The organism is Nocardiopsis sp. NPDC055824 (assembly GCF_053616335.1).
On sequence record NZ_JBSHDN010000091.1, the window covers coordinates 1 to 26,160 of the forward strand.

Consider the following 26,160-nt stretch of genomic DNA (forward strand, 5'->3'; position numbering starts at 1 on the left):
AGGCCCGAGGGGGCGTCGTAGATGAACCACGGCACATGGGCCAGCGCGATCAGCAGCAGCATCATGCCGCGGGCCAGGTCCGGGGCCAGGGCCCGCTCCGAGACCGGGGTCGAGCCCGCCGAGGCCGCGGCGGGGACCGGGGGCTCCGGGGGCGGGGTGTCGGGTCGGGTGGTCGTCATGGTGCGGGTTCCTCGTCTTCCTCACGGCTGTCTGCGCCGGCGGGTCGTGTGTCCGGCCAGGTGCCCCGGGGCGGCTCGCGCTCCTCCGCGAGCCGGTCCCCGACGCGCTTCAGGACGTCGAGCTGGGCGGGGTTGCACAGGACGCGCATCATCGCGGTGACCACCTCGCCGGTCCGGGCCGCGTCCGCCGGGGGGAGCCCGGACCGGTCCAGGGCGGGGTAGTCGGCGAGCACGCCGCGGACCAGGGGGAGCATCTGCTCGGCCGCGCCGCGCCGTGCCCGTTCGTCCGCGTCCGCCGGCAGATTCATGAAGACCTCGTCGACGGGATGGGGCTCGATGTCCCTAAGCAGATCGATGTAGGCCTCCGCCGCCTCGGGGGTGTAGACCCGCGTCATCACCAGGGCCAGCGAACGGTCCTCGTGGGAGAGCCGCCCGGCGACCGGGGCCAGTTCGGCGGGCAGTTCCGGGGGCAGGCGCCGCGCCAGGATCTCCGCCAGCTCGGCGCGGATCCGCCGGAGCCGCTCCACCGCTTCCGCCAGCTCCGCGTCCAGCAGGCGGAGGGCCTCCGCCGGGGGCTCCCCGGTGCGCTCCATATCGGCGATCTGAGCCAGCGACAGGCCGAAGCCGGCCAGTCGCCGGATGCGCAGCAGGACCACCAGGTGCTCGACCCCGTAGCGCTTGTAGCCGTTGGCGGCGCGTTCTGGCTGGTCCAGCAGGCCGAGCTCGTGGTAGTGCCGCACGGCCTTCACCGTGGTTCCGGCGAGCTCGGCGAGCTGACGGGTGCTCCACGCCATGGCCGGCCCTCCCTCCTCGCTCCGGCACGGTGCCTCCCGTGCCGGTGCCTGCCATTGCAGACCATGCCGTCGGGGCACGGTCAACAGCGGTGGAGGGGGGCCGGTCCCCTGCCGGTCGGGGGGCGCGGTCCCGGAACCCTGTGACCTGTGCCTGCGCGGTCCGAGAGCCGCCGCGTGTGGTGAGCGACACGGTCCCCCGACGACCGACGGCGGGGTAGAGCGAGGAGGCGCACCGACGCCCCCGGTCCACCGCTGATCAGCGTTGCCGGCCGACTTCCCCGCCCGGACCCACCAGAACGGAGTCGAACCCGAAGCCGGTGAGACTCCACGACTCGTAATCCGGGTCCGGGTCGACCCTCAGCCCCGTGCCGTCGTCGAAGTCGACGCACAGGGTGCCGCACCCGGTGACCTCGACCTCGGCGACGGTCTTGGCGAACAGGCCGAGCAGCGGCGCCGGAGAGGTGCCGGCCCCCGGAGTCAGGACGACCCGGCCACCGCCCGGGTCCGTCATGGACAACACGGTTTCGATGACGAGTTCCCCGTCCAGGCGGATCCGGCCGTCGGGGCCGTGGCCGGTGAAGGTGATTCTGACCTGGTGGTCGAAGGCCGTTCTCGTGACCTGGGCGCCGACCAGCTCCGTGGGAACCTTCACTACGCCTCCCGACGTCCTGCGCCACGCACCGAGGTTCGTCGACCGCACCGCCCGTCGGCCTGAAGCAGGGCGAGCAGGCGAGCAGGCGCTCGGACGTGGCCGCGCATTGGCCGTGGCCACTTACCTGCAACCGCCGCCGTCCACTGACACACCAAAAGGCCCCGTCACCTGTATACGCAGGTGACGGGGCCTTTGTGCATGTCTGCTGGAAGTGGCTAGGGGCGGGGTCGAACCGCCGACCTTCCGCTTTTCAGGCGGACGCTCGTACCAACTGAGCTACCTAGCCGCACTCGCCGATCGCTCGGCGACGGCGGTCCTGACGGGATTTGAACCCGCGGCCTCCACCTTGACAGGGTGGCGAGCACTCCTAACTGCTCCACAGGACCTTGTTCTGTTGTCGCGCCCGGTACGTGCCCCGGCGCGTTGTCGCGGTTCTTATTCTGCCAGACGTCCGGCAGTGCTCGAACCGCGTCGTACCCCCAACGGGATTCGAACCCGCGCTACCGCCTTGAAAGGGCGGCGTCCTAGGCCGCTAGACGATGGGGGCCCGTGTGACAGGTCAAGCATAGGGGAGATTCCCACCAACACCAAAGCGATTCCCCCACCCGGGCCAGACGTCCGCCACCTGCGGGAACGCCGATCCGGGCCCGGGTGCTACGGTGTGCGGCCGTCCCCGTCGCCCTCCGTCGCCGGTACCTGCGGGCGGTCCCCGACCGGGCGGTCCGGTTCTCCCTCGATGTGCCGTTCGACCTGGGCCGACGTGAGACCGATGCCGCCCAGGTCGACGTCGTCGCGCGCCTGGAGGCGCCCACTCTCGGCGTCGAAGTACAGCACCGACGCCTGGTAGGGGGTCGGCCGGTCCGGACCGTGATCAAGGCCACGCAGCCCCGCGCCCCCGGTGGAGCCCTGGACGAGGAACCTCGTGCCGAGGTCGGTCAGCTCGGTGGATCTCAGGTGGTCGCCGCCGGTCAGCACGAGGGGCGCCACCCCGTCGAACGCCTCGGCCTGCGTGCGCGTGTGCATGAGGACCACGTCCACGTCCTCGCGGGAGCCGATGACCTCGCCGGCCTCCTCCTCGCCCCGCGCGGCCACCCCGGCGGCGTCGGGGTTGAGGCGGGTCGCGTCGGGGGAGAACCGGGGGTCCCCCGAGCCGTAGAAGGTGAGCCCGCCCACCTCCTCGACGGCGCCGTCGAGGACCACGCTGTTCGACTGGGCCTCCACCGCGCGCTGGGTGCCCATGGAGTCGTGCTGTCCGCGCACCCACACGTACGGCACGTCGAGCTTGCCGATCTCGTCGGCGAACACGTCCTCGGTGGCGCTGCCCCGGTCGGTGAGGTCCCCGGAGTCGACCACCATGTCCACCCCGTACTGCTCCTGGAGGGTGCGGATGATGCTCCACGACGCGGGGTTGAGCTGGATGTCGGACACGTGCAGCACCCGGATCACCGTCTCGTCCTCCTCGTACACGGGGAGGGTCGAGGTGGCCTCGTAGAGCATCGCGACGTTGCCGACCAGGCCCGCGAGCTGCTCCTGGTACTGGCTGAAGCGGCCCACCACCTCCTCGGCGCTGCCGACCACCTGCGGGGCCCCCGCGATGAGGCCGGTGTAGCGGGGCTCGGCGATGGCGCTGGGGTTGAAGGTGCCCGCGGCGGCGGCGCCCGAGGCCACGAGGACGGCGAGGGACGCGGCCGCGCTGCCCGCGGCGCGCCCGGCGCTCCGGAAGAGCAGGAGGCCCATCAGGGCCGCACCCAGGGTCGCCGCGAGGACCGCGCGGACCAGCAGCGCGACCACGCCGTCGCGCAGGTCCGATCCGATGCCCGCGGCCATCCGGTTGATGGCCTCCGGGTCGGCGAACATCTCCTGGGCAGCCGACAGCCGGATGTCGGAGATCGTCGCCTCCAGCTTCAGGGGCGCGCTGTGCGTGTCGAAGGCCAGCTGTCCCAGCGGGGCCACGTCGACGACGGTCTCGCCGCGCCACTGGGGGGTCAGACCCAGGGTGACGTCGGCCGGGCCGATGGGGGTGACCACCTGTCCGCCCAGCGCAAGGCCGAGCCACCCCCCGACGAGCCCGGCGGCGACGACGCACCCCCACCGCCACGCGCGCCCTGCGCGCACCCGGTCGAGGGCGACGCGGAGCCGCGCGAGGGCCCCACGGAAGTCGTGACCGCGGATCGCTTCCCAAGACAACACACCACCATCATGCCGCTGACGGGGGTCGATCCCAATATTTCCTCCCTTTCCAGAGTGTTATGCCGCTCGGGGGCCGCTTCCCTCCCCCACCGGCAGGCAGCACAATGGCAGGCGTGGTGGAACTGACACGCAGGGCCTTCGAGGAGCTGGTCGCCGACGCCCTGGACGAGATCCCGACCGAGTTGTCCCGGCTGATGGACAACGTGGTGATCAGCGTGGAGGACGAGTCCCCCGACGGCCTGCTCGGCCTGTACGAGGGCATCCCGCTGACCGAGCGCGGCGACACCTACTTCGGCGTGCTCCCGGACCAGATCTTCATCTACCGTCGCAACATCTGCGCGATCTGCGAGACCCCCGAGCAGGTGGTGGAAGAAGTCCTGGTCACAGTGGTGCACGAGATCGCCCACCACTTCGGGATCGACGACGCCAGGCTGACCGAACTGGGGTGGGGCTGAGCGGGGCCGCCGGAATCCGAAACTCCGGCCGCTTTTTTCGGTACGGGGTCCCATTTTCGGTGCTCTGCGTACACATCCGGGAACGACTCGCCCGCGCCCGACACGCCGGGCCGTCACGGGGATCGCCCGTGTACACATTGTCACCAGCAAAAACGTTCCGTACACGACTTGGCCGGGAGATTGCCGAATCCACCCGTCGTCCATTACCCGCAGCAACGAATCAGACACGAATTTACCCAAGTGGCTTGCGAGGAAGCCCGCCTTCCGGAACGGTTGGTTATTGAGACACGACACAGCGTGATTTCAACCCTGTAACAGTAAGGGAGTGCCGGGTGGCCAATCCGCGCCTCGACAACACACCTGACAACGGAGACCACGAGTCTTCGAGCGCCCCCGACAACGCGACCCCCGCCGGCCCGGGCAAGGACGACTGGCGGAGCAGCTACCGCGACGTCATGGCGATCGGCGAGTTCCGCGCCGTCTGGCTCGCCCACGCACTCTCGATGATCGGCTCCAACCTGCTGAACATCGCGACCAGCATCCTCGTCTTCCAGGTGACGGGCTCCGCGCTCGCCGCCGGCGTCACCCTGGCCCTCACCTTCCTGCCGCCGATCATCAGTCCCCTGATCGCGGGGCTCGCCGACCTCTTCCCGAGGCGCAGGGTGATGGTCATCTGCGACCTCGCCCGCGCCGCGGTCATCGTGCTCATCGGCATCCCCGGCATGCCGATCTGGGCGATCTGGCTCCTGCTGTTCTGCTCGGTGCTGCCGTCGATCCCGTTCGCGGCGGCCCGCGCGGCCATGCTGGCGGAGATCATCCAGGGCGAGCGCTACGTCGCGAGCACCGCGATCATCCAGCTGACCTCGCAGATCGGCATGCTCGCCGGGCTCGTCGCCGGCGGTGTGATCGTGGCGCACGTCGGACCCAACATCACCGTGATGTCGACCGGGATCCTCTTCGTCCTGTCCGCGACGGTCGTGCTGATCGGGGTGAAGGCCCGCCCGGCGCCCCGGGGGGAGAAGGAGGAGCGGCCCGGGTTCGCGGCCATGACGCGCGACGGGGCCAAGCTCGTCTTCGGCGACCCGCGGCTGCGCACACTGGCGCTGCTCGCGTGGCTCGCCGGCCTCTACATGATCCCCTACGGGCTGGCCAACCCCATGGCCGCCGAGATCGGGGCGGGGGCCGCCGCCGCGGGGTTCATCATGGCGGGCTCGTCGATCGGCGCGTTCCTCGGCGGGTTCGTCCTCACCCGCCTGGTCCCGCCGCCGACCCGGATGCGCCTGCTCGGCCCCCTGGCCGTCCTCACGTCGGTGCCGCTGCTGCTCTGGCTGTTCGACCCGCCGCTGTGGCTGATGGTGACCGCCCTGGCCCTGTGCGGCGTCGCGGGGTCCTACCAGTTCGTGGCCAACGCGGCGTTCGTGCTGTGCGTGCCCAAGGAGGGCCGGGGACTGGCCTTCGGGCTGGTCGCGTCCGGGCTCCAGGCCGCGCAGGGCGTCGGCATCCTGATCGCCGGGTTCTTCGCCGAGTTCTTCGGCACCGGCGTCGTCATCGTCTCGGCCGGCGTGCTCGGGGTGGGCTTCGCCGTGCTCCTGGCGATCCCCTGGTCACGGCTCTCGGGGGAGACCATCGCGCGGATGGACGCCACCGAGCGGCCCTAGGGCGTCCTCCGGCGGGTGCCGCCCGTCTCTCTCGGCGGGGCGGGGTTCGGCCGGACGCGCCCTAGCGCTCGCCGCAGCTCTCCACGGAGGGTTCGCGGGCCTCCTCGGCCTCGCGTTCCTCCCGTGGGGTGCGGAGCTCACGTCGTTCCCAGCCCGGGTGTGCCCTGAGGGTCCACATCAGTTCTCGCTCGGCTTTCCTTGGAAGTTGCGGATGATCTGCTCCAGCATGGAGCGCTGCTCGTTCGCGGCCGGCATGACCAGCCAGGCCAGGATGTACACGAAGACACCGCTGAACCCGAAGAAGGTCAGTACCACGAGGACCAGCCGGACGAGGTTGGAGTCGACCTTGAGGAACTCGGCGATACCGCCGCAGACGCCGGCGAGGTAACGGTCGGTCCCGCTGCGCCGGAACCGCTTGCTCTGGTAGTTCTCGTTCATGTATCCACCATGCCCGCTCCCCACGACGATTCCCATCGGGGACAGCCCTGGCCCTCCCCTGACATCCCCCCGACCCCCTTGGAGGGGCGGCCGGGGGCGTCCGGACACCCCCGTGAAGGGTTCGACGGGACGGAGTCCCACGGCGTTCCTGAGGCGTGGGGCACATTCGGCCCGAACGGGGCCGGGCCGACCCGTACGGCGGTCCCCCGAGGGCGGCGCGGCCTCCCCGGGGAGAGGCCGGGCGTTCCCCGGAGGTCAGTCCCTACCGGTGGGCAGCTCCTCGGCGGTTCCCTCCGCCCGGCCGGACGTGCCGGGATCCCCGGCGCTCGTGTCCCCGCCGTCCCCGGCCCCGGCGTCCGGCCGGGGCCCGACGGACTCCGCGGGGTCGTGACCGGGAAGGCTGGTGCCCAGGGGCTTCTCCGAGATGAACCAGGAGAGCACGAAGCCGGCCAGGGCCACGGGCACCGCGTAGAGGAAGATCGGCGGCAGCGCCCCCGCGAAGGCGTCGACGATGAACTCGCGCTGCGGCGCCGGAAGGCCCTGGAGCAGCTGGGGGGTCATGGAGCTGATCCCGGCCTCCCCGCCCGCGAACTCCACGCCGCCGCCGGGCGCGCCCTCCATCCGCCGGTCGAGGCGGGACACGAAGACCGAGCCGAACACGGCGATGCCGAAGGACGCGCCGATCTGGCGGAAGTAGTTGTTCGCCGACGTCGCGGCCCCCAGGTCGCGGCGGGGGGCGGTGTTCTGGACGATCAGCACGAGGTTCTGCATCACCATGCCCACGCCCAGCCCCAGGACCAGCATCGCCGTCCCGTTGAAGGCGTAGGGGGTGTCGGCGGTCATGCGGGACAGCAGGACCAGGCCCACCGTGATCAGGGCGGTGCCGATGACCGGCCAGTGCTTGTAGCGGCCTGTCCTGGAGATGAGTCGTCCGGTGGTGATGGTGCTCGTGAGCATCCCGGCCACCATCGGGAGCATGAGCAGGCCGGACTCGGTGGCCGACGCCCCGCCGACCATCTGGAGGAACGTGGGCATGTAGGCGACCGTCGAGAACATGGCGATGCCGACGGTGATCCCCACCAGTGCCGTCAGGACGAAGTCCCGGTCCCGGAAGAGGCGCAGCGGGATGACGGGGTCGGCCGCGCGCCGTTCCACGAGGACGAACAGCAGGCCCGCGACGAGGGCGCCCGCGCCCAGGCCGATGATCTGCGGGCTGAGCCAGGCGTAGGCGTGCCCGGCCCAGCTCGTCGCCAGCACCAGGCAGACGCTCGTGGCCGCGAGCAGTGCCGTGCCCGCGAGGTCCAGGCGGGGCCTGGGGCCGGTCGGCCGGGGCAGGTGGACCACCGCCAGCGCCGTGACCAGCGCCACCGCCCCGAGCGGCAGGTTGATGTAGAAGATCCAGCGCCAGTCGAGCTGATCGGTGAAGAACCCGCCGAGCAGCGGTCCCGCGATGGCGGAGACGCCGAACACCGCGCCCATGACCCCCATGTACTTGCCGCGCTCGCGGGGCGGGACCACGTCGGCGATGATCGCCTGGGCGCTGATGATCAGCCCGCCCCCGCCGATGCCCTGCACGGCGCGGAAGACGATGAGCTGGGTCATGTTCTGGGCCAGGCCGGACAGGACGGACCCCAGCAGGAACACCGCGATCGCGAAGACGTACACGTGGCGGCGGCCGAAGACGTCCCCGGCCTTGCCGTAGACGGGCATGCCGACCGTGGCCGCGAGCATGTAGGCGGTGACGACCCAGGAGAGGTGTTCCAGGCCGTCGAGCTCGCCGACGATCGTGGGCAGGGCGGTGGCGACGATGGTCTGGTCGAGCGAGCCCAGCAGCATCGTCAGGATGATCGTCAGGAGGATCCAGCGCAGCCGGGTGGGGCCGGGGGTGGTCATAGAGGGTTCCGTTCGCCTTCGGGAGACCTGGGAGGGACGGCTCGCCCCGGGGCTCAGTCCTCGCGCGCCGGGGGCGCGAAGGCCTCTCCGAGGTGGCGGAGCGCCTCGCGGATCTTGGCGCGGACGTCCGCGGGCTCCTCGCTCTCCGAGTAGTGGAGGCGCTTCATGGTGTGGCGCATCACCGCCATGCCGGCCGCCGCGAGGAGCTGCGGCCGGTCGTCGTCGGGGCCGGCGCCGGTGCGCTCGGCGATGGCCCCGGCCAGCTCCACCTCCACGTTGTGGAAGCGGGCGAGCAGCCCGCGCACGAGCTGGGGTTCGCGTTCGGTGAGCTTCTTGCGCAGGAGCATGTCCGCGCGCTGGGTGGCGAGGTCCTCGGTGCTGACCAGGAACGTGATCAGGACGGTGATGAGGTCCTCGACGAAGTCCCCCGTGGGGCCGCCGTCGACGAACGCCTGCCGCACCTGTTCGTCGGGGGTCGCGGGGACGTCGCCGAGGAGGGCCTCCTCCTTGGTGGCGAAGTAGTTGAAGAAGGTGCGCGTCGAGACGTCGGCCTCCAGGGCGATCTCCTCGACCGTCACGTTCTCCAGCCCGCGTTCCAGGGTGAGGCGTATCCCCGCCTCCTGGAGTGCGCGGCGGGTCGCCTGCTTCTTCCGTTCCCGAAGTCCCACGGTGGTCCTCCCCGTACACGGCCAATCCTTGCGGACCGTGCAATATTTCTCAACGAGTGTGCTCCGGGGCGGCGCGGACGCCGCCCGCGACGGGGAGCGCGCGACCCCGCCGGAGCGGGGCCGCGCCCGTGGCCTGCCGACCGCCCTACCGGCCCACGAAGCGTTCGGGCCGGACGTAGACAATGACACGTTTCTCGGAGGGGTCGTCCCAGGGGTACGGGGTGCCCATGTACTTCTGGGACATCTCGTCGATGAAGGCCTTGTCCGTGTCCTCCTCGATCCGCTCCACCTCGCCGCGGACCTCCACGTACATGTAGGGGTCGTCGGGGTCGGTGGCCGACACCGCGATCCGCCCGTCGCGCCGGAGGTTGTGCAGCTTCTGCCGGGTGGTGGTCTGGCTGAACCTCAGGAACTCGCCGTCCCAGTCGATCCACACCGGGCTCGACTGGGGCTGCCCCTCGGGGCCGAGTGTGGCCACGTGCCCGAACGCGGGCTTGCGCAGAACCGCCTGCTGCTTCTCAGAGAACGCCATGCCGCTCCTTGGTCGTCGATCCTCGGCCGGTCTTCCGACTGTCCGAGTACACCAACAGTGCCCGTCCCGCGCGCGGCGACGCGCCCATCCGGTGCCCGGCAGGCCCGGACGGGCCAAGGCCCTGTTTCCCGCCCCTTCGAACACGCTCCCGGTCGTCCGGGACTCATCGGCGATGACCGAAAAGTCCGCCTGTTCAGATTCGACTACGCTGATGGAGGCATCACGCCTGAACCAAGGAGACAACATGGCCCGCTCTTACGAACCAGGACCGAAGCAGTTCATTTTCGGTGTTGGCGACGGTAACGACCACTACGTTTCCGTGGGAGACCCCCAAGAGGCCTACGCAGCATTCTCCGAGTTCTTCCGGGGTCGAGATTCCGACACTTACACCATCGAAGACGCACCGGCGGCCCAGAGGTTGCTTCTCATGCCCGACAGAGGCGCGATCGCCCGGATCGAAGGTGCGGGCGCGCCTCAGATCGAATACCTCAAGGTCGACAGGGGCAATCGCTACCTGCCGAGCGCCATGCTGTTCTTCGAGAACGGACATTCCGGCCTCGACCACTTCGGACAGTGGTTCCCGGACCTCGCCGACCTCGACGCGTCACCGGAGACCCGTGGTGCCACCCGCGCCGCCATGATCACCACCGAAGCCGCAGCAATCGAAGAGGTTGCCCGCATCTGGGCGGATTCGGGCATCGTGGACCCGAGCAACCGTTACTACATCTTCTTCGATTCACATGGTGTCGACGATGATCGAGCCGAGCGAGCCGAACTGCTCAAGCTGATCGAATTTCTCGGCCTCGAGCGAGTCGACGCCCCGGCCGAGGCGGCCGACGGCGAAGTCTGGGTGCGCACTGAAACACGCCTCGACGCCGAATTCGAACGGTGGTCGTGAACAGGTGTTTCGGGAGTGCGCTGCAACATTGCTGTGACGCTCGCCGTGGGCCCGGGACAGGCCGCCGGCCGGATCATTCGACGATCTCCGCGCGTTCGTCGGACATGAGTTCACGCAATACCCGGAACCGGTTCAGCAGGCCGTGATGGCACAGAAGACTCAGAGCGTGTTCGAGAAGGGTCAGGAAACAGGGCCTTGTCTCATCCACGCCTGCTGGCGGGGCGGGGGAGCGCCGCTCGGTCCGGCTGCTTCGCGTAGGCGCTTGTTGTATCCGCTCTGTTGGGGCAGGTAGGGGAAGCGCTCCGCGAGGTGGGTGCGGGCGTAGCGCGGCCATCGGGTTTCGTCGGTGTGTCCGGGCATGGCCTGCATGAGCGCGAGGGTGACCAGGTCGGCGTCGGACAGGCGGGGTCGGAATCCGATGGCGGGACGCCGGGGGGCCAGGTCCGGACGGTGTTTCAGGAGCCGTTGGGGGGTGTCGTAGAGTGCTTGGACGAGGGAGTTCAGGTCTTGCGTCACAACTCGACCATGGGCTCCCTCGCCTCATGCTCAGACCACACACCCCTTGGAATTACTCATCTAGGCTCTGGCCATGGACCGAGGAACCGGCACCCCCGAGACCCCCGCCCGGCCCGATGCTCCGGGCCGGACGAACGACTACGACGGCTTCGCCGAGGCGTACGCGGCGGAGAACGAGAACAACATCCAGAACGCCTACTACGAGCGGCCGGCGATGCTGGCCCTCGCCGGGGACGTGGCCGGCCGCCGGATCCTGGACGCCGGCTGCGGCGCGGGTCCCCTGTCGGCCGCCCTGCGCGAACGCGGCGCCGTCGTCACCGGCGTCGACGCCAGCGCCGGGATGCTGGCGCTGGCCAGGCGGCGGCTCGGGGACGGCGTCGACCTGCGCGTGGCGGACCTGGGCGACCCCCTGCCGTTCGACGACGACGCGTTCGACGACGTGGTCGCGTCGCTGGTGCTGCACTACCTGGAGGACTGGGGGCCGACGCTGGCCGAGATGCGGCGCGTGCTCAGGCCGGGCGGCCGGCTGATCGCCTCGGTGCAGCACCCGTTCGTGGACTACGCGATCCAGGACCCCCGACCCGACTATTCCGCGACCACCAGCTATTCCGACGAGCTCTCGTTCAGCGGGCGGACCGTCACGCTGAAGTTCTGGCGCCGACCGCTGCACGCGATGACCGACGCCTTCACCGCCGCCGGCTTCCGCCTCTCCGTCATCAGCGAGCCGCAGCCCGACCCGGCCGCCCGTGAGCTGTTCCCCGACGACTTCCACGCCCTGTCCACGCAGATCGGCTTCCTGTTCTTCGTCGTCGAGGCGCCGCCGTCGCCCGTCGCCGGGTGAGTCCACGCCCGGGCAGGGGCCGGGCCGCCCGCCTGGGGCGGGAGGCTCACAGGCCCGAGCGGGCGGAGAGCCGCGGCGAGAGCATGCGGCCGACCGCGCGCAGCAGGGAGCGGAACTCGGCCCCGTTCGGGCGCACGCCCAGCCCGGCGTACATCAGCGCGTTCCCGTACTCGGCCATGAGGACGATCCGGCCGTCCTCGACATCGAACCGCGTCACATAGGTGTTGCGGTAGGGCTGTCCCGTGCGCGCCACGACCATGTCGCCGACGCCGTGGAAGAAGAGCTCGCCGCCGTCGGGCGAGACGACCCACCTGTGGTCGCGCCAGCGCAGCGGGGAGAACTTGTCGAACAGGGCGCCCGTGTAAGCGAGGACCTCGCTCCTGCCCTTGACGTCGGCGACGCAGACGCCCCGCTTGCGGCCCGCGACGATGTCGGCGACACCCTGGGGGGTCGTGGCGCCCCCGGCGTGCATGAACAGCTGTCGCGCCTCGCCTGCCAGGGTCCGGGCCACGGCGTCGATGTCCTTGGCCTCGACGGCGCGGATGAACTCCTGGGCCACGGCGAGCCCGGTGTGGGCGACGGGCGTCACTCTCTGGTCGTCCATGAGGTTTCCGATCGTCGTGCGGGTGTGCGGGTGTGCGGGGGGTGTGCGCGGAGATCCGGTTCAGGCGTCCCAGGACAGCAGGGGCTCACCGAACGAGGTGGGGATTCCGAAGGAGGCGAAGCGGGGCGTCCACCACCGCGTGAACTCGGACTCGTAGGCCAGGAGCCGCTCGGAGAAGTCGGCCAGGTCGACGCCTTCGTCGAATTCGAGGTAGACGATGAACTCCGCGCCGCCGTCCTCCCCCGGCTGGAGCCACATCCGCTCCCGGAGGTAGCCGACCTCTCGGGCCCGGGTGTCCAGGCCGGGCAGGTGGTCCCTGTTCAGGTCGGCGAGGAGGTCCCGGAACTCCTGGACGCGACTCCGGGGGATCGTGAAGGTCCACGCTGTACTGGTCATGCCCTCTCCTCGGCCCCGGGCGGTCCGCCACATGCTCGGGGCGTTCCTGGTGAACCCGGTTCGTTTTCGATGATCCGGGAGGACGGGCGGGGCAGGAAGGCCGAGCCGAGGGTGGTATCGGCAGGACCAGGCTCGCCCGCCGACACGGGGCGGGGACAATAAGGGGCATGCCGAGCAGCGATCGAACCGAGTTCGGGGCGTACCTGAGGCGCCGCAGGGCCGCGATGAGCCCCGCGGACCCGCGGGGCGGCGTGCGGACCTCCCGCCGGCGGGTTCCGGGGCTCCGCCGCCAGGAGGTCTCCGACCTGGCGGGGATCTCGGTGGAGTACTACACACGCCTGGAGCAGGGCAGGGCGCCCCGCCCCTCGCGCGAGATCCTCGCCTCGCTGGCACAGGCGTTCGGTCTCTCGGACGCCGAACGCGCCCACCTCTTCCGGCTGGGCGGTGAGCCCCCGCCTGAGCCGGCCTCCCCCGCCTCGGTCATCCGCCCCGGGCTGCTGCGCCTGCTGCGGGGCCTGGACGAGACGATGCCGGTCACCGTGCACGACGGGCGCCTGGACCTGCTGGCCCGCAACAAGGCCGCGCAGGAGCTGCTCGGGACCTCGTTCGGCGACGGCCCGTTCGAGCGCAACATCGCCTACCAGGCCTTCACGACCGACACCCTGGCGCGCCTGCTCGGAGGCGAGGGCTCGGAGCGCTTCCTGCGGGCCGCGGCCGCCGAGTTCCGGATCGCGCTGAGCCGGTACCCCGACGACGCCTACCTGCGGTCCCTGCTCGCCGAGCTCACCGCGACCAGTCAGAGCTTCCGCGACCACTGGGAGGAGGGCGAGGTCGGCGCTTCGAGGTCGGCGGTCAAGCGGATGCACCACCCGACCCAGGGGTGGGCCCGCTTCGACATCGAGGTGCTGCACGACCCCGAGCGGGACCACTGGATCATGCTCTACACGCCCCAGGAGGACGAGTAGCCCTGCGCACCGGACAGCAGGCCCGGCCACGGGACGGAGCAGGAGGGGGGAGCGGGCACGCGCACGAGGTGGCGGCACGGCGGAGGCACAGGAGCGGGCGGCGGCCCCGGGAACGGGAAAAACCCAGGACCGAGACCTTGAGATGGCCTTTGACCTGGGCTTCCATGAGTAGGCCCCCAGGGGCTCGAACCCTGAACCCACGGATTAAAAGTCCGTTGCTCTGCCAATTGAGCTAGAGGCCCTCGGCGACTCCCGGGCATGCTGCCGCCCGTCGCCAGAGGCAACTCTACCCCAGCAGCAGGCCCTTCGTGCTGCCGATGGAACCCCGCGCGCAACGCGCCTGATCACCGTGCCGACACGCGGGGCCCGCCGCCGCGGACAGGCCCGACAGCCGCCCACCGGGCTCCCCCGGACGCGAGCCCAGAGCCTGGGAGACCCGGCCCCAGAACCCGGGGAACCGCGGACGGCCCTCACGCGCCCGGGGGCTCGGCGCACGCCTCGGCCAGCACGGCGCCCATCTCGGGGACGAGGCCGGCGACGGGGTCATGGGTCAGCTCCGTCATCCTCAGCCGCCCGCCGACGGTCACGACGCCGAGGACGTGCTCGCCCCGCAGCTGGGTGGTCTGTGCCGGACCCCACAGGGCGGTGACCGCCTCCATACCCGGGCCGGGGTCCGCGACCCCGAGGTTGGTGATCTGGACGTCGGCGGCCGTGGCGGAGGCCATCATCGCCTCGGCCTCGGCACTGCTCGACGGGGGCTGTCCCGCGATGGCCGCGGCGCCGGCCCTGAGCGCGTCCGGCGTCCGCTGGAGCGAGAGCGCTGCGCGGGTGCGGCGGGCCAGCTGCCAGAAGTCGCCTGCGCCGTCCACGTCGCTCCCCGTCCGGGCGCCCGCGAACCGGACCGCCACCTCGTCGGGCAGCCCGGCGGCGCGGCGCAGGTCCACGGGGCTGAGCACACGCACGTACTCGCGCCCCCGCCGGTGGAACACCACCGCGGCGGCCGCGCAGAGGGCGGCGTGCACCGAGGCGCGCTCCCGGCGGCAGCGGCGGACGAGCCGCGCTGTCAGGCCCCGGTCCAGGGCGAGGGCGTCGACGTGCGGCCTGCTCCCGGAGAACGGCGTGAGCTCGCCGGGCGCGTCCATGCGAGCGTCGTTCTCCGGAGGGGGCCCGGCCGCGGGGCCGTCGGCCTCCGCCGCTCCCCCGCTGCGGGCGAGGAGGTCCTCCTGCGCCTCCGGGACCCCGCCGGGCGCCGGCTCCTCGCCGCCCAGCGCCGCCACCAGGTCCAGCAGGGCCCGCAGCCCGCCGACACCGTCGGCGATCTGGTGGGCGAAGGTCAGCACCACGGTGCTCCCCGGCTCCCCCGGGACCAGCACGGCGCGGACCAGCGGCCCCGGCTCCGGGGGGATCGGCCGTGTCTGCTCGACGGCGACGACGGACTGCCACGGGGTGCCGTCCGCGGCCGCCTCCAGGGGGATCGGGCCGTCAGCCGCCCGGAAGACCGCCTGCGGTGCGGTGCGGTCGACCGCCACCCCGAGCAGGGGATGGCGGACCCGCAGCACCGCCAGGGCCGCGGCCGCCGAGCCGGGCAGGACCCGGTGGGACAGCTCGGCGACCAGGGAGAACTGGACCGGGTTGCGGTGCATGTAGAGGTCGATGGTCCGCTCGAACGCGCCCAGCGGTCGGACGGTTCTGCCTTGGCTCGTGTCCATGCGGTGGTCACCCTTCGCGAGTGTGGGAAACGGTGGTCGAAAGGGCCGCCCCGTCGGCGCGGTCGCGGTCGGCCCGGTCGCTCCGCCCTTCCGGGTGGCGGGCGAGGAAGCGCTCGGCGGCGCCGAACGCGGTGATGAGGTTCTCCGGGTTCACGAAGTCGTGGCCCTCCTCGGGGAGGACCGGGTACCCCACCTCGGCCCCGCGGGCGCGGAGGGCCTCGACGATCCGGTCGGACCCGGCCTGCGCGACACGGGTGTCGTTGGCGCCCTGGACCACCATCAGCGGGGTGGTGATCTCGTCCACCCGGGAGATCGGCGAGCGGGCCTGCATGTCCGCCTCCTGCCCGGCGTCCGCGGGGCCGCCGACGTAGCGGTACCAGTGGTCGACCGGCCCGCCCCGGGCGGCCGGGGCCGGAGCGGAGCTCAGCACCCCCGCCCCCGGGAACGGGGTGAGGTCGACCGCCGCAGACCCCGGGTCGTCCGGGTCGACCCGAACCAGGTGCCGGTTCTCGTCGCCGCCGCTGTCCCGGAGGTGGAACAGCCGGCTCGGGTCGTCGGCCCGCTCGCAGCGCACCACGCTGCGGGTCTCGTCGGCGGTCACGCACCGCGGCTCGGAACCGCCGTCCAAGTCCTCGACCGGGATCGGGCCGGGCAGTGCCATGTCGCCCCTCTCGTTCGTGTGCGGTGGCCCGGGGTGGGCTGTGCTCCAGGAGAAACCATGACGCCGCGGCACACTCAAGTCCCCCGCGGCCGCCGATGCGGCCGGCCTTTCCGGAACGCCGCTGGGGGGGGACCTCTTCAGCCGAGGGGGCGTCCGTCCGGCGGTGGGACCGCGTCACCGCTCCGCCATGACATTTCTCGGGGCCGGTTCGTGGCACCGCGTCACCGGCGGCTCCGCGCGGCGGATCTCGCGCACGTCACCCACAGCTGCTAGATTCGTACATGCGTTCTAATCGTGGTTGGGGAAGACCACGACGGACACGCGGGGGCGTCACCGGTCTCTCGGCGGGAGAGCGGTGACGCCCCTTCCTCTGCCTCAGGACCGCGACGCCTACGCGGGGGCGGCCCGGTCCCGCGCCGCCCCGGCCCGCCGCGCTCGGACGTCGGCCCACGTGCGGAGCACGGCCGAGGCGACGCCGGCCGCCGCGGCGACGGCGAGGGAGAGGGCGACGTCGGGCGCCCACGCGAGAGCCCCGTCGGCCCCCGTCACCGCGAGGAGGACGGCCCCGGCTCCGACGGGGAGCAGCCCCGGGAGGATCCGGAACGCGGTGGCCGTCCTGGTGGGCGGAGCGGCCGGGGTACGCGGTCGGCGCAGTGCCGCACACGCCCCGGCGGCCGTCGCCGTCAGCCACACGGCCAGACCGGTGGCGGCGGCGACGGTGAGCAGGTAGGCGGTGCGGGACGGGCCGCCTTCCGGCTCCGGGGCGCCCGCGAGCATGGCGGAGGCCCCGAACAGGACGTCCGTGCTCGCCGCGTCGTGCAGGAGCCCGTGGGAGTTCTGCTGCATGACGAGGGCGAGGCCGCGCTCGGGGAGCAGGAGCAGCACGGCCGAGTAGCCGGGTGCGGCCCCGCTGTGCCACACGGCCCCGTCCAGCGGGGCGTCGAGTCCGCCGACGCGCCACCCCAGGCCGTAGCCCGTCCCCGCCCCGTCGTCCGTGGTCTGCTCGCGGCTCATCTCCCCGAAGGAGTCCGCCGACAGGACGCCCCCTCCGCCCCGGAGGTAGAGGGAGGCGAGCGCCGCGAGGTCGTCGAGGTCGCCGCCGAGGTAGCCGTACGCCGCCCCGTGGGGGTCGAGTCCGGCCGCGACCGGCGCGGTGACGCCCCAGAGCGGGAGGTGCCCCGGGGCCAGGGCGCGGTCACGGGCCGAGGCGGGGTCGGTGATCGCACCGTCCGCACCCGCCGGTTCGAGCACGGCGTCGCGGACGTGGTCGGAGAAGGGGACGCCGGTGACGGACTCGACCACGGCGGCGAGGACCAGGTAGTTGGCGCTGGTGTAGGCGTACTCGCCGCCGGGGGGCGCGAGGGGCCGGATCCGGTCCAGCGCCGGGAGGCGGTCGGCGGGCCGGGGGCAGTCCCCCCGGCAGTCGGAGACCGCGAAGGCCGACGAGGGCGGCAGGCCCGAGGTCTGGGCGAGCAGGTGGCGGACGGTGGTCTGCGGGGCGTGCGCCCCTCCGAACCGGAATTCCGGCAGGTGGTCGGCGACCGGGTCGTCCAGTCCGAGTGCGCCGTCCTCGGCCAGCGCGAGGACGGCGGTCGCGGTGACCGGCTTGGCCACGGACCCCCACAGGAACGGCGTCCCGGCCGTGACGGGGGCCCCGTCGCCGTCGGTTCCCCACGCCGCCCGGTGGAGGGGCCCGTCGGGTCCGACCACCGCGTAGGACAGCCCGGGTGTGCCGGTCGCCTCCATGCGCCTCTGCACGTAGTCGTCGATCGCGGCGTAGGGGTCGGCGGGATCCCGTGCGGCGGCGGCCGCGGCGGGGGCGCCGCCGACCGGGGCGAGGAGCAGTGCCGCGCAGAGGGCGGCGGCCCATCGCGGGGCGGGGCGGGCGGGACGGCGGTTCACGGGGGCCTCCACGGGTGCCTTGATAACCGTATGGGCGTACGACAATAACCGTATATACATACGGTTAACAAGGCCGGCCGGGTGCCCGGAGGCCGGAAGGCGCGCCCGAGGACGGGCGCCCGCGCCGAAGGGCCGGACCGGTCGCCGCCGTGCCGATTCCTTTTCCGGCGGACCGCCGTCACACGGTCGGACACGACGGAGCAGCACCCGGATCGGAGCAGGACACATGGGCTCGAACAGCAAGAACGGAACCGCGGCGGACTCCGCGGTCGCCTCGGCGGACGGGACGCGGATCGCCTTCGAGCGCCTCGGCGAGGGGAGTCCGGTGGTCCTGGTCCCCTCGGCCCTGGCCGACCGCGGGGACACCCGCGGGCTCGCCCGCCTGCTCGCCCAGCGGTTCACCGTGGTCAACTACGACCGGCGTGGCCGGGGCGCGAGCGGCGATGCGAAGGCCTACGCCGTGGAGCGCGAGATCGAGGACATCGCGGCGCTGATCGCGCACGTCGGCGGCTCGGCGTCGGTGTTCGGCAGCTCGTCCGGGGCGGTTCTCGCGCTCCGGGCCGCCGTCGCCGGGGCGGGCGTCGACCGGCTCGCCCTCTACGAGCCGCCGTTCTCGGTGGAACCGGGCGGCTTCGGCCCCCCGCCGGGCTTCCCGTCGCGCATCGACGCCCTGCTCTCCGAGGGACGGCGCCCGGACGCGGTGCGGGAGTTCATGACCGGGGCGCAGGGCATGCCCGGGTTCGTGGTGGGACTGATGCGGATGATGCCCAAGCAGTGGGCGACCCTGACCGCGATGGCGCACACCCTGCCCTACGACATCGCGGTCATGGGCGACACCCAGCGGGGGGAGCCGCTGGACGCGGACGCGTGGTCGACCGACGCGCGGACACTGGTGCTGACGGGCGGCAGGAGCCCGGCCGGGTTCCACAGGGCCGCGGAGGAGCTGGCGGGGGTGCTCGACGCCGCCGAGCACCGCGTGCTGCCGGGTCTGAACCACGGCTCGGTGATGACGGCGCCGAAGCGGCTCGCGCCCGTGCTGGCGGAGTTCTTCGGCGGCCGGTGACCCGCCGGGGGCCGGGCCGGGGCCCGCCCCCGGGAACGGAGGGAGGCGGTCCGGGTTCAGGCGCGGCCCGGGACCGTGCCGCCCTCCGCCTCCCCCGCCGATCCGGGCGCCTGCGGCAGCAGCGCCCGGATCGCGGCGGCGAGCCGCGTCCCGTCCGGCGTCTCCCCGGGTGAGACCAGGCTCTGCGCCATCACGCCGGGCACCAGCGTCAGCATGAGCGAGCCGACCGTGTCCTCCTGCTCGTCCGTCACCTGTTCCACCGGCACGCCGAGCACGACGGCGGCCAGCCCCCGGCGTGCGAGCCGGTGGGCCCCGGCGAGCTGGTCGCGGAGTTCGGGCATGCGGTCGAGCTGGGCCAGCACCTCGAAGTTCGCGGCCACCATCGTGCGGACGTCGCCCAGGGAGCGCACGAGCCGGTTCATCGTCTCCTCGAACCTGTCGACCGGCGCGGAACCGCCGTCGGCGGCGGAGAGCACCGCGAGCACGCGATCCGACCACTCCCCCACGACGGCGATCATCGCGGTGGTCAGCAGGACCTCCTTGGACCCGTAGTGGTAGCCGATCGACGCCAGGTTCGCCCCCGAGGCGGCCACGATGTCGCGCGAGGTCGTGCGGGCGTAGCCCTTCGTGTACAGGCACTGCTTGGCGCCTTCCAGCAACTGCTCCTTGTGTCCCATGCGCCCACTCTAACCTCTTTATATACAAGTGTATTGTACAAACGTCATATACATACGTATGATCGCTCCATGATCGAGATCCGCGAACTCCCTCCCTCCGACGAGGAGCGGGCGGCCGCCGTCATCGCCGAGGCGATGGACTCCGACCCCGTTATGGCCTGGATGATCCCCGACGCCGAGGAGCGCCGCGCACTCCTCCCCGCCCTGATGCGCGAGTTCGTCGCCACCGCGCTCGCGACCGACCGTGTGCTGGTCGACGGGACCGGGAGCGCCCTCGCCCTCTGGTCCCACCGCTCGGGCCCCGCCCGATCCCCGGGCGAGGAGAGCCTCCGGGCGCTCCCCGCGGCGTACGCGCCCCACGTGCCGCGGATCGCCCTGCTCGGGCGGACCATGGAGGACCGGCACCCGACCGTCCCCCACCTGTACCTCTCGACGATCTGCGTGCTGCCACGCGCCCGGGGCCGAGGACTGGGCTCTGCCCTGTTGGGCCACCGCCTCGACGGTGCCGGCCTCCCCGCCTACCTGGAGGCCAGTACCGAGCGGAGCGCGGCCCTCTACGCCCGGCACGGGTTCGCCCCGCTGGGCGACCCGGTCACCCTTCCCGACGGACCCACCGTCCACCCGATGTGGCGCGAGCCCAACCCATGAGGAGAAGACCCGTGCAGGCGTACACCCATGTGACCGTGATCGACTCCACCGGCGGCCCGTCCGCCCCGGACCGCACCGTCCTCGTCGAGGACGGCGTCATCACCGCGGTCGGACGCACCGCGGAGGTCCCCGTGCCGGAGACCGCGTCGGTGGTCGACCTCACCGGGAAGTACCTCATCCCGGGCCTGGCGGACATGCACGTCCACAGCGACATCGAGGACGAGCGGATCATCCCCGCGCTCTACCTCGCGAACGGCGTCACCACCGTGCGCGAGATGTGGGGCGGCCCCCGGGTCCACGACTGGCGGCGGCGCATCGGGGCCGGAACGATGTCGGGCCCCCGCTGGGTCGTCGGCGGCAACCTGGTGGACGGCTCCCCCTCCCTCTGGGAGGACATCCCGGGCCCCGCGGCGCCCACCGTCGTCAAGGGCGCCCAGGACGCCCGCCGCGCCGTCGGCGAGACCCGCGACGCCGGGGCGGACTTCGTGAAGGTCTACTCCCGGCTGGACCGCGAGTCCTACCTCGCCCTGATGGAGGAGGCCCGGCGCCAGGACATCCCCGTCGTCGGCCACCGCTCGGACCTGGTGCCCTTCGTGGAACAGGTCGAACTGGGCCAGCGCTCCTTCGAGCACGTCCACGGCCTGTGGCCCGCACTCTCCCGGGACGCGGCGGAGATGGAGGCGTCGATGGCGCGGATCTCCCTCGAACCCGACACCTACTACTCCAGCTGGTTCCGGCAGATCAACGAGGTGGAGTGGGAGTCCGTCAACTCCTACGACTCCGCGGCGGCGGCCTCGGTGTTCGGACGGCTGGCCGCCAACGACGTGGCCCTGTGCCCCACGCTGGTGATGCACGAGAAGGTGGACCTGCCGGAGCGGGCCGGACTGGAGGACCCCCGCCTGCGGTACCTGCCGCCGTACATGCGCGAGATGTGGAAGTACGTCCTGGAACAGGTCTACACACGTGGACGCAGCGCCGCCGAGGGGGCCCTGCGCCGCGACCTGTTCGAGCGGCGCCGGGAGACCGTCGTCGCGATGGACGCGGCCGGGGTGCGCCTGCTCGCGGGCACCGACCCGCTCACCCCGGGCGTCCTCCCCGGGTTCGGCCTGCACGACGAGCTGGAACTGCTGGTGCGGTCAGGGCTGAGCCCCGCGCGGGTCCTCCGGATCGCGACCCTGGAGGCGGCCCGCTTCCTGGGCCGCGAACAGTGGTCGGGCACCGTCCGGGAGGGCAGGGCCGCCGACCTCGTGGTGCTGGACGCCGACCCCCTGGCCGACATCCGCAACACCACGCGCATCCACGCCGTCGTGGTCGCGGGCAGGTTCATCGGCCCCGGGGAGCGGCAGGCGCTGCTCGACACCGCCGAGCGCGCGGCGGCGGACCAGGTCGCCTGACCCGCCGGACCCCGCGTACCGGGTTCCCGGGCGTACCGGGGACCCGGTACGCCCGGGACCTCGCGCGGCCCCGGGCTCCCGTGCCCCCTCCGCGCGGACCGCCGCCCCGCGGGCCCCGCGCCCCCTGCCGGAGGGGCCCCGCGACGCCCGAAGCGGGATTCCCCGGTCTCGTTTCGAGGACAACCGGTGATCCCACATTTCCTCCCGCGGGCCGGAACACGCTCTGAACTGGCCTTTTCCGAAGACCATGGGAAACGGCAATAGCAGAGCCCTTTTCCCTGACATCCGGGCACACCCGAAGCCACTGATTTCGGTTCGTGCCGTCCGACCTGCGAATCTACGGGAAACCTTGCCCCGAGCCCCCTGCGGAGCCTTCCCCGGCAGAGATAATACGCCTGTGAGACGCGACACGAATCCCTTCCATAAAGCCCCAGGTAGGACCCTCCGAAGCACGTGGATTACCCGCCCGGAACGACGACGCCGCGATGACTATGGGGCTTCTGTGCACTAAAGTCTTCCTACCATGGCGTATTCAGCGAGAAGTCCGTCGTCGGTGGTCTCGACCCGACCGGCCCGCCAGGGCGACCCCGGCCTGGCCGAGGCCCTGTCGGCGCACCTGGGCATCGAACTCACCCCCCGCGAGTTCACGCTGCCCGACGGCACGAGGATCGGCGTCGACTGCGCCGACGGGGGCCGCCCGAGCCTCCTGGTGCAGTTCACCCCGCTCCAGGGCCCGGTCAAGTCGACCCAGCGCAACAAGGTCATCGCCGACGCCTTCAAGCTCGTGTGGCTGCGCGACCACCACTTCCCGGACGCGCACGTCCTCCTGGTCATCGGCGAACCGCTCGCCCGGCTGTTCGGGCGGGGGGCCTGGCTCCCCGCCGCGTTCGCCTCCTACCGGATCACCGTCGCCCTGGTCGACGAGCATCACAGGATCCGCACACTCGATATCAGTACGTGATGAACACTTCATAACGTGTTAATCGATTAACCCTAACGTTCCACGCGTCAAACCCCGCGGGCCGCCGCATTCCATGCTCCCACCCGCTCTCCAACGAACGTCTCCGGTCCCTGGTTCGCCGTGCCCGGAGGCAGTCATCCCCGGAGGGTGTTCATGGATGTCCCGCCCGTCGCGCATGCGCGCCGCGCGTGCGCGCCCGCGCGCCGCCGCACGCCACATGCGCGCGCGACCCTTTCCCGCGCCGGCGACGCGCCGCCGGCGCACGCGTCCCCGATTCCCGCCGGGCGCCCGGGTCCCCTTTTCCCCGCTTTCCCCACGTGCCGCACAGCCGTTCCCGCTCCTCCGCAGCCCTTTTCGGGCACCCCCGACCGGCGCTCCTCCCTTTGCCCCGGAAACACCCATTCACCGGAGCGCCACCGTGTGCGATCATCCGATCACGCATATCGAGGAGCAGGAATGACACCGCCGCCCACCGACCCGTCCGCGCACGGCGCCGCCTCGCGAGCGCCCGCAGCGGTTCCGCGCCTCCGGCTCCCCTCGGGGACCGGGCCCCTCCCCCGGCTCCCCCTCGGGGAGCGGACGCCGCGGCACGGGGACGCGGCGTGACCGGCGACAGGATCGAGGTGCGCGGGCTCACCAAGGCCTACGAGGGCGCCGACCCGCTCCGGCCGGCGCTCCACGACGTCGACCTGGAGATCCCCCGGGGCCGCTTCGTCAGCCTCATCGGCCCCAGCGGGTGCGGGAAGTCCACCCTGCTGCGCGTGGTGGCCGGGCTGGAGCGGCACGACACCGGGACCGTCTCCGTGTTCGGGTCGACCCCGGAGCGCATGGCCGCCGCCAAGGCCGTCGGCCTCGTCCCCCAGTCCCCGGCCCTGCTCCCCTGGCAGAACGTGCGGCGCAACGTGTCCCTGCCCTCCCGCGTCAACCGCCGGGCCGGCCGGGGCAGCGAGGACCCCGACCTGCTGCTCCGCATGGTGGGCCTGGAGGACGCCGCCCGCAAGTACCCCCACGAGCTCTCCGGCGGCATGAGGCAGCGCGTCGCCATCGCCCGCGCCTTCGGCATCCGCCCCGACCTGCTGCTGATGGACGAGCCCTTCTCCGCGCTGGACGAGTTCACCCGTGAGGCGCTCCAGCTCCAGCTCCTCGGGCTGTGGGAGCGCATGTCCACGACGGTCCTGTTCGTCACCCACTCGGTCCGCGAGGCGGTCACCCTCTCCGACACGGTCGTGGTGATGTCCGCCCGTCCGGGACGCGTGCACGAGGTGCTGGACGTCGACCTGCCGCGCCCCCGCGACCGGGGCGTCGTGACCGGGCCCCGCCTGCACGTCCTGGAGGACAGGGTGCGCGCCTCCCTCCAGACCGCCTGGGAGGCCGGAGCCGCCCCCGACGACCTCGTCCCCCTGTGAGCACCGCCCCGAGAGGAGGAACGGCCATGGCCACCCAGACCCCCGCCCGTCCCCGTCCCGACCGCGAGGAGGGCCCGCGAGGGGCGGCCCCGCGCGTACGCCGCCGCCTGTTCGGCATCGGGCTGTGGATGCCCGCCACCGTGGCCGTGCTGCTCTGCGGCCTCGCCTGGACGGCGGTCGCCGAGGACCAGCCCTACCTGCTCCCCCCGCTCCGGGAGGTGGGCACGGTCCTGGTGGAGGACCCCGGCCTGTTCCTCGGCAACGCGTGGTCCACGCTCCGGATCGCCCTCCTCGGCGTGTCCTTCGGAGCGGGGACGGCGTTCGTCCTGTCCCTCGTCATGTCCGAGGTGCCGGTGGTGCGGCGCGCGATCATGCCGCTGGCCGTCGTGCTGAACGTGACCCCCGTCGTCGCGCTCGCCCCCGCCCTGGTGGTCGCGTTCGGGTTCGGCATGGCGCCCAAGGTGATCGTCACCGCGATCATCACCTTCTTCCCGGTGCTCATCAACATGACGACCGGGCTGCGGTCGGTGCCCGTGCCCGTCCTGCACGTGTTCTCGACCCTGCACGCCTCCCGCCTGGAGGTGCTGCTCCGGCTGCGCGTCCCCAGCAGCCTCCCCTACGCCCTCGCAGCGCTGCGGGTGGTGTTCCCCCTTTCCATCGTGGGCGCCGTGGTCGCGGAGTTCGTCGCCGCCGGGTCCTCCAGCGGACTCGGCACGATGATCCGCACCTCGGCCGCGACCGCCCGCCTGGAGTACGTCTACGCGGCCATCGCCTGTCTGGCCGCCATGGGCGTGCTGATGCTCGCACTCATCACCGTCCTCGAACGACGACTGCTGTTCTGGCACGAGTCGCAGCAGTGACGCACACACCCGAAGGAGCCCTCGTGGCACTCCCCCCCGCCTCCCTCCCCCGGCCCCGGATCCGGCGCGTACGCCCCGTGGCCGCCGCGGCCCTCACCTCGGCCCTCCTCCTCACCACCGCCTGCGCGGGCGAGGAGGCGACCGAGGAGCCGGCGGACGTGGCCACCGTGATCGACGAGGAGCGGTGCGAGACCAACCGCGCCGCGGGACCCGTCACCTACATCACCGGATACCAGTACCAGGCCTCCGTGAGCATCCTGGAGGCCGTCGCCGCCGACGCCCTCGGCTTCTTCGACGCCGTCTGCCTCGACGTCGAGATCCAGCCCGGCACCGGCGACACGATCGGCAACTCCCAGCTGGTCTCGGCCGGTACGGCGCACTTCACGTCGCTGGGCAACGAGGCCGAGGTCCTCCAGGCCAACGACGCCGGCCACGACGTCATCGGCATCTCCACGTACGGGCACGTCCCCATCGCCACCCTGCTGACGGGGACCGGCATCGAGGAGCTCGGCGACCTGGAGGGCACCACCCTGGGGCACAAGGGCATGCTGCCCGCCCCGCTGGAGGCCATGCTCGTCGCCGACGGCGTCGACATGGACGCCATCGAGATCGTGGAGGTCGGCTACGACCCCAGCGTCCTGCCCCGCGACCAGGTGCAGGCTCTCACCGGGTTCCGGTCCAACGAGCCGTTCCTCCTCGCCGACATGGACGAGGAGTACAACGAGTGGCTCCCCGAGGACTACGGGGTCGTCGGCTCGTTCGGCGTGATGGCCACGCACCCCGAGTGGGCCCAGGAGAACCCGACCGTGGTCGAGGACTACCTGCGCGCGATCGCCCAGGCGTTCTCGTACTGCCAGGAGAACGGCGAGGAGTGCGTCGGGTACGCCGCCGACCTGGCCGAGTCCGGGTACGACGTCGACCACAACCTGCGGGTGTGGAACGCCGAGCACGAGCTGGTCACCTCGTCCACGCCCGACGACGCCCCTCCCGGGTACATCGACCTGAACCTGACCGAGGCCGAGGGGGAGACCCTGGTGGACAACGGCCAGCTGGACGAGCTGCCCGACCTGGAGCCCCTGTTCGACCCGCGCTACCTGGAGGCCGTGCACGTCGCCACCGAGGTCTCCTGGCCCGCCGAGTAGCGCGCACGGGCAGGACCCGCCGCACGCGGTGAGCCGCCGGCGCCGCCCTCCCCCGGGC

25 protein-coding genes, 4 tRNA genes and 2 pseudogenes are annotated in these 26,160 nt (G+C 72.2%); 12 read left to right on the forward strand and 19 right to left on the reverse strand.

Going from position 1 to position 26,160, the window contains the following annotated elements; translation table 11 throughout:
- The 7 genes and pseudogenes from ACWGL3_RS18585 to ACWGL3_RS18615 all read right to left on the reverse strand — a co-directional run.
- Window positions 1-179, reverse strand: a pseudogene (locus ACWGL3_RS18585) (DUF418 domain-containing protein); the annotation flags it as partial.
- A complete protein-coding gene (locus tag ACWGL3_RS18590) occupies window positions 176-973 on the reverse strand; it encodes a MerR family transcriptional regulator (protein WP_267947002.1) in 798 nt (265 codons plus the stop codon). The pseudogene ACWGL3_RS18585 and the gene ACWGL3_RS18590, both read right to left, overlap by 4 nt.
- 256 nt (window positions 974-1,229) lie before the next feature.
- On the reverse strand, window positions 1,230-1,625 hold the full coding sequence (locus ACWGL3_RS18595; RefSeq protein WP_267947003.1) for a DUF6188 family protein: 396 nt from the start codon (window positions 1,623-1,625) through the stop codon (window positions 1,230-1,232).
- A 212-nt stretch (window positions 1,626-1,837) separates the two neighbouring features.
- A tRNA-Phe gene (locus ACWGL3_RS18600) sits at window positions 1,838-1,911 on the reverse strand.
- Window positions 1,912-1,936: 25 nt separating this feature from the next.
- A tRNA-Asp gene (locus ACWGL3_RS18605) sits at window positions 1,937-2,011 on the reverse strand.
- 88 nt (window positions 2,012-2,099) lie between these two features.
- A tRNA-Glu gene (locus ACWGL3_RS18610) sits at window positions 2,100-2,172 on the reverse strand.
- A 107-nt stretch (window positions 2,173-2,279) separates the two neighbouring features.
- Window positions 2,280-3,812, reverse strand: coding sequence for a metallophosphoesterase family protein (locus ACWGL3_RS18615; RefSeq protein WP_267950553.1), 1,533 nt, complete (start codon window positions 3,810-3,812; stop codon window positions 2,280-2,282).
- A gap of 107 nt (window positions 3,813-3,919) precedes the next feature.
- On the opposite strand from ACWGL3_RS18615, the gene ACWGL3_RS18620 reads away from it, so the two are divergent.
- A complete protein-coding gene (locus tag ACWGL3_RS18620; RefSeq protein WP_267947004.1) occupies window positions 3,920-4,270 on the forward strand; it encodes a metallopeptidase family protein in 351 nt (116 codons plus the stop codon).
- A 332-nt stretch (window positions 4,271-4,602) separates the two neighbouring features.
- Window positions 4,603-5,928: an MFS transporter gene (locus ACWGL3_RS18625; RefSeq protein WP_267947005.1), complete on the forward strand. Its 1,326-nt coding sequence runs from the start codon at window positions 4,603-4,605 to the stop codon at window positions 5,926-5,928.
- Window positions 5,929-6,105: 177 nt separating this feature from the next.
- Here ACWGL3_RS18625 and ACWGL3_RS18630 read toward each other — a convergent pair whose 3' ends face one another.
- From ACWGL3_RS18630 to ACWGL3_RS18645, 4 genes are all read right to left on the reverse strand, one after another.
- Window positions 6,106-6,366 carry a PspC domain-containing protein gene (locus ACWGL3_RS18630; RefSeq protein WP_267947006.1) on the reverse strand — a complete coding sequence of 87 codons (261 nt, stop codon included), beginning with the start codon at window positions 6,364-6,366 and terminating at the stop codon, window positions 6,106-6,108.
- 255 nt (window positions 6,367-6,621) lie between these two features.
- Entirely contained in the window at window positions 6,622-8,259 is a 1,638-nt protein-coding gene (locus ACWGL3_RS18635; RefSeq protein WP_267947007.1) for an MDR family MFS transporter, read from the reverse strand.
- 53 nt (window positions 8,260-8,312) lie between these two features.
- On the reverse strand, window positions 8,313-8,927 hold the full coding sequence (locus tag ACWGL3_RS18640; protein ID WP_267947008.1) for a TetR/AcrR family transcriptional regulator: 615 nt from the start codon (window positions 8,925-8,927) through the stop codon (window positions 8,313-8,315).
- Between the two features lie 145 nt (window positions 8,928-9,072).
- The gene (locus ACWGL3_RS18645) at window positions 9,073-9,459 is read right to left on the reverse strand and encodes a PPOX class F420-dependent oxidoreductase (protein WP_267947009.1); all 387 of its coding nucleotides are present in this window, start codon (window positions 9,457-9,459) and stop codon (window positions 9,073-9,075) included.
- A 244-nt stretch (window positions 9,460-9,703) separates the two neighbouring features.
- On the opposite strand from ACWGL3_RS18645, the gene ACWGL3_RS18650 reads away from it, so the two are divergent.
- Window positions 9,704-10,357: a hypothetical protein gene (locus ACWGL3_RS18650; protein WP_267947010.1), complete on the forward strand. Its 654-nt coding sequence runs from the start codon at window positions 9,704-9,706 to the stop codon at window positions 10,355-10,357.
- Window positions 10,358-10,600: 243 nt separating this feature from the next.
- Here ACWGL3_RS18650 and ACWGL3_RS18655 read toward each other — a convergent pair.
- A pseudogene (locus tag ACWGL3_RS18655) lies at window positions 10,601-10,873 on the reverse strand (IS982 family transposase); the annotation flags it as partial.
- A gap of 73 nt (window positions 10,874-10,946) precedes the next feature.
- Between ACWGL3_RS18655 and ACWGL3_RS18660 the strand changes: the two are divergent.
- Window positions 10,947-11,714, forward strand: coding sequence for a class I SAM-dependent methyltransferase (locus ACWGL3_RS18660; protein ID WP_267947012.1), 768 nt, complete (start codon window positions 10,947-10,949; stop codon window positions 11,712-11,714).
- Window positions 11,715-11,760: 46 nt separating this feature from the next.
- Here ACWGL3_RS18660 and ACWGL3_RS18665 read toward each other — a convergent pair whose 3' ends face one another.
- Complete coding sequence (locus tag ACWGL3_RS18665) at window positions 11,761-12,318, reverse strand: nuclear transport factor 2 family protein (RefSeq protein ID WP_267947013.1); 558 nt, start codon at window positions 12,316-12,318, stop codon at window positions 11,761-11,763.
- A 60-nt stretch (window positions 12,319-12,378) separates the two neighbouring features.
- On the reverse strand, window positions 12,379-12,714 hold the full coding sequence (locus ACWGL3_RS18670) for a hypothetical protein (protein ID WP_267947014.1): 336 nt from the start codon (window positions 12,712-12,714) through the stop codon (window positions 12,379-12,381).
- Window positions 12,715-12,881: 167 nt separating this feature from the next.
- Between ACWGL3_RS18670 and ACWGL3_RS18675 the strand changes: the two genes are divergently transcribed.
- Window positions 12,882-13,679, forward strand: coding sequence for a helix-turn-helix transcriptional regulator (locus ACWGL3_RS18675; protein ID WP_267947015.1), 798 nt, complete (start codon window positions 12,882-12,884; stop codon window positions 13,677-13,679).
- A gap of 169 nt (window positions 13,680-13,848) precedes the next feature.
- Here ACWGL3_RS18675 and ACWGL3_RS18680 read toward each other — a convergent pair.
- The 4 genes from ACWGL3_RS18680 to ACWGL3_RS18695 form a co-directional block, all read right to left on the reverse strand.
- Window positions 13,849-13,921, reverse strand: a tRNA-Lys gene (locus ACWGL3_RS18680).
- A 228-nt stretch (window positions 13,922-14,149) separates the two neighbouring features.
- A complete protein-coding gene (locus ACWGL3_RS18685; RefSeq protein ID WP_267947016.1) occupies window positions 14,150-15,388 on the reverse strand; it encodes a phthiocerol/phthiodiolone dimycocerosyl transferase family protein in 1,239 nt (412 codons plus the stop codon).
- A gap of 7 nt (window positions 15,389-15,395) precedes the next feature.
- Window positions 15,396-16,049: an alpha/beta hydrolase family protein gene (locus ACWGL3_RS18690; protein WP_267947017.1), complete on the reverse strand. Its 654-nt coding sequence runs from the start codon at window positions 16,047-16,049 to the stop codon at window positions 15,396-15,398.
- Between the two features lie 390 nt (window positions 16,050-16,439).
- The gene (locus ACWGL3_RS18695; RefSeq protein ID WP_267947018.1) at window positions 16,440-17,951 is read right to left on the reverse strand and encodes a serine hydrolase domain-containing protein; all 1,512 of its coding nucleotides are present in this window, start codon (window positions 17,949-17,951) and stop codon (window positions 16,440-16,442) included.
- A 226-nt stretch (window positions 17,952-18,177) separates the two neighbouring features.
- On the opposite strand from ACWGL3_RS18695, the gene ACWGL3_RS18700 reads away from it, so the two are divergent.
- Window positions 18,178-19,014 (forward strand): alpha/beta fold hydrolase, encoded by an 837-nt coding sequence (locus ACWGL3_RS18700; protein WP_267947019.1) that lies wholly within the window; start codon window positions 18,178-18,180, stop codon window positions 19,012-19,014.
- A 56-nt stretch (window positions 19,015-19,070) separates the two neighbouring features.
- On the opposite strand, the gene ACWGL3_RS18705 is transcribed toward ACWGL3_RS18700, so the two are convergent.
- The gene (locus ACWGL3_RS18705; RefSeq protein ID WP_267947020.1) at window positions 19,071-19,691 is read right to left on the reverse strand and encodes a TetR/AcrR family transcriptional regulator; all 621 of its coding nucleotides are present in this window, start codon (window positions 19,689-19,691) and stop codon (window positions 19,071-19,073) included.
- 69 nt (window positions 19,692-19,760) lie between these two features.
- Between ACWGL3_RS18705 and ACWGL3_RS18710 the strand changes: the two genes are divergently transcribed.
- The 6 genes from ACWGL3_RS18710 (at window position 19,761) to ACWGL3_RS18735 (ending at window position 26,102) form a co-directional block, all read left to right on the forward strand.
- Window positions 19,761-20,339 (forward strand): GNAT family N-acetyltransferase, encoded by a 579-nt coding sequence (locus ACWGL3_RS18710; RefSeq protein ID WP_452461605.1) that lies wholly within the window; start codon window positions 19,761-19,763, stop codon window positions 20,337-20,339.
- 11 nt (window positions 20,340-20,350) lie between these two features.
- Window positions 20,351-21,733, forward strand: coding sequence for an amidohydrolase family protein (locus ACWGL3_RS18715; protein WP_267947022.1), 1,383 nt, complete (start codon window positions 20,351-20,353; stop codon window positions 21,731-21,733).
- Between the two features lie 523 nt (window positions 21,734-22,256).
- On the forward strand, window positions 22,257-22,694 hold the full coding sequence (locus ACWGL3_RS18720; protein ID WP_344176748.1) for a hypothetical protein: 438 nt from the start codon (window positions 22,257-22,259) through the stop codon (window positions 22,692-22,694).
- A 602-nt stretch (window positions 22,695-23,296) separates the two neighbouring features.
- Window positions 23,297-24,100, forward strand: a complete 804-nt coding sequence (locus ACWGL3_RS18725) for an ABC transporter ATP-binding protein (RefSeq protein ID WP_267947024.1) — start codon at window positions 23,297-23,299, stop codon at window positions 24,098-24,100.
- Between the two features lie 26 nt (window positions 24,101-24,126).
- Entirely contained in the window at window positions 24,127-24,960 is an 834-nt protein-coding gene (locus tag ACWGL3_RS18730) for an ABC transporter permease (protein WP_267947025.1), read from the forward strand.
- Window positions 24,961-24,983: 23 nt separating this feature from the next.
- Window positions 24,984-26,102: an ABC transporter substrate-binding protein gene (locus ACWGL3_RS18735; RefSeq protein WP_267947026.1), complete on the forward strand. Its 1,119-nt coding sequence runs from the start codon at window positions 24,984-24,986 to the stop codon at window positions 26,100-26,102.
- Window positions 26,103-26,160 lie beyond the last annotated feature (58 nt).

Excerpts from the sequence above, each read along its gene's own strand:
- ACWGL3_RS18590 (WP_267947002.1), bottom strand. The coding sequence starts at position 973 with ATGGCGTGGAGCACCCGTCAGCTCGCCGAGCTCGCCGGAACCACGGTG.
- ACWGL3_RS18620 (WP_267947004.1), top strand. The coding sequence starts at position 3,920 with ATGGCAGGCGTGGTGGAACTGACACGCAGGGCCTTCGAGGAGCTGGTC.
- ACWGL3_RS18630 (WP_267947006.1), bottom strand. The coding sequence starts at position 6,366 with ATGAACGAGAACTACCAGAGCAAGCGGTTCCGGCGCAGCGGGACCGAC.
- ACWGL3_RS18635 (WP_267947007.1), bottom strand. The coding sequence starts at position 8,259 with ATGACCACCCCCGGCCCCACCCGGCTGCGCTGGATCCTCCTGACGATC.
- ACWGL3_RS18645 (WP_267947009.1), bottom strand. The coding sequence starts at position 9,459 with ATGGCGTTCTCTGAGAAGCAGCAGGCGGTTCTGCGCAAGCCCGCGTTC.
- ACWGL3_RS18650 (WP_267947010.1), top strand. The coding sequence starts at position 9,704 with ATGGCCCGCTCTTACGAACCAGGACCGAAGCAGTTCATTTTCGGTGTT.
- ACWGL3_RS18660 (WP_267947012.1), top strand. The coding sequence starts at position 10,947 with ATGGACCGAGGAACCGGCACCCCCGAGACCCCCGCCCGGCCCGATGCT.
- ACWGL3_RS18665 (WP_267947013.1), bottom strand. The coding sequence starts at position 12,318 with ATGGACGACCAGAGAGTGACGCCCGTCGCCCACACCGGGCTCGCCGTG.
- ACWGL3_RS18670 (WP_267947014.1), bottom strand. The coding sequence starts at position 12,714 with ATGACCAGTACAGCGTGGACCTTCACGATCCCCCGGAGTCGCGTCCAG.
- ACWGL3_RS18675 (WP_267947015.1), top strand. The coding sequence starts at position 12,882 with ATGCCGAGCAGCGATCGAACCGAGTTCGGGGCGTACCTGAGGCGCCGC.
- ACWGL3_RS18685 (WP_267947016.1), bottom strand. The coding sequence starts at position 15,388 with ATGGACACGAGCCAAGGCAGAACCGTCCGACCGCTGGGCGCGTTCGAG.
- ACWGL3_RS18690 (WP_267947017.1), bottom strand. The coding sequence starts at position 16,049 with ATGGCACTGCCCGGCCCGATCCCGGTCGAGGACTTGGACGGCGGTTCC.
- ACWGL3_RS18700 (WP_267947019.1), top strand. The coding sequence starts at position 18,178 with ATGGGCTCGAACAGCAAGAACGGAACCGCGGCGGACTCCGCGGTCGCC.
- ACWGL3_RS18705 (WP_267947020.1), bottom strand. The coding sequence starts at position 19,691 with ATGGGACACAAGGAGCAGTTGCTGGAAGGCGCCAAGCAGTGCCTGTAC.
- ACWGL3_RS18710 (WP_452461605.1), top strand. The coding sequence starts at position 19,761 with ATGATCGAGATCCGCGAACTCCCTCCCTCCGACGAGGAGCGGGCGGCC.
- ACWGL3_RS18720 (WP_344176748.1), top strand. The coding sequence starts at position 22,257 with ATGGCGTATTCAGCGAGAAGTCCGTCGTCGGTGGTCTCGACCCGACCG.
- ACWGL3_RS18730 (WP_267947025.1), top strand. The coding sequence starts at position 24,127 with ATGGCCACCCAGACCCCCGCCCGTCCCCGTCCCGACCGCGAGGAGGGC.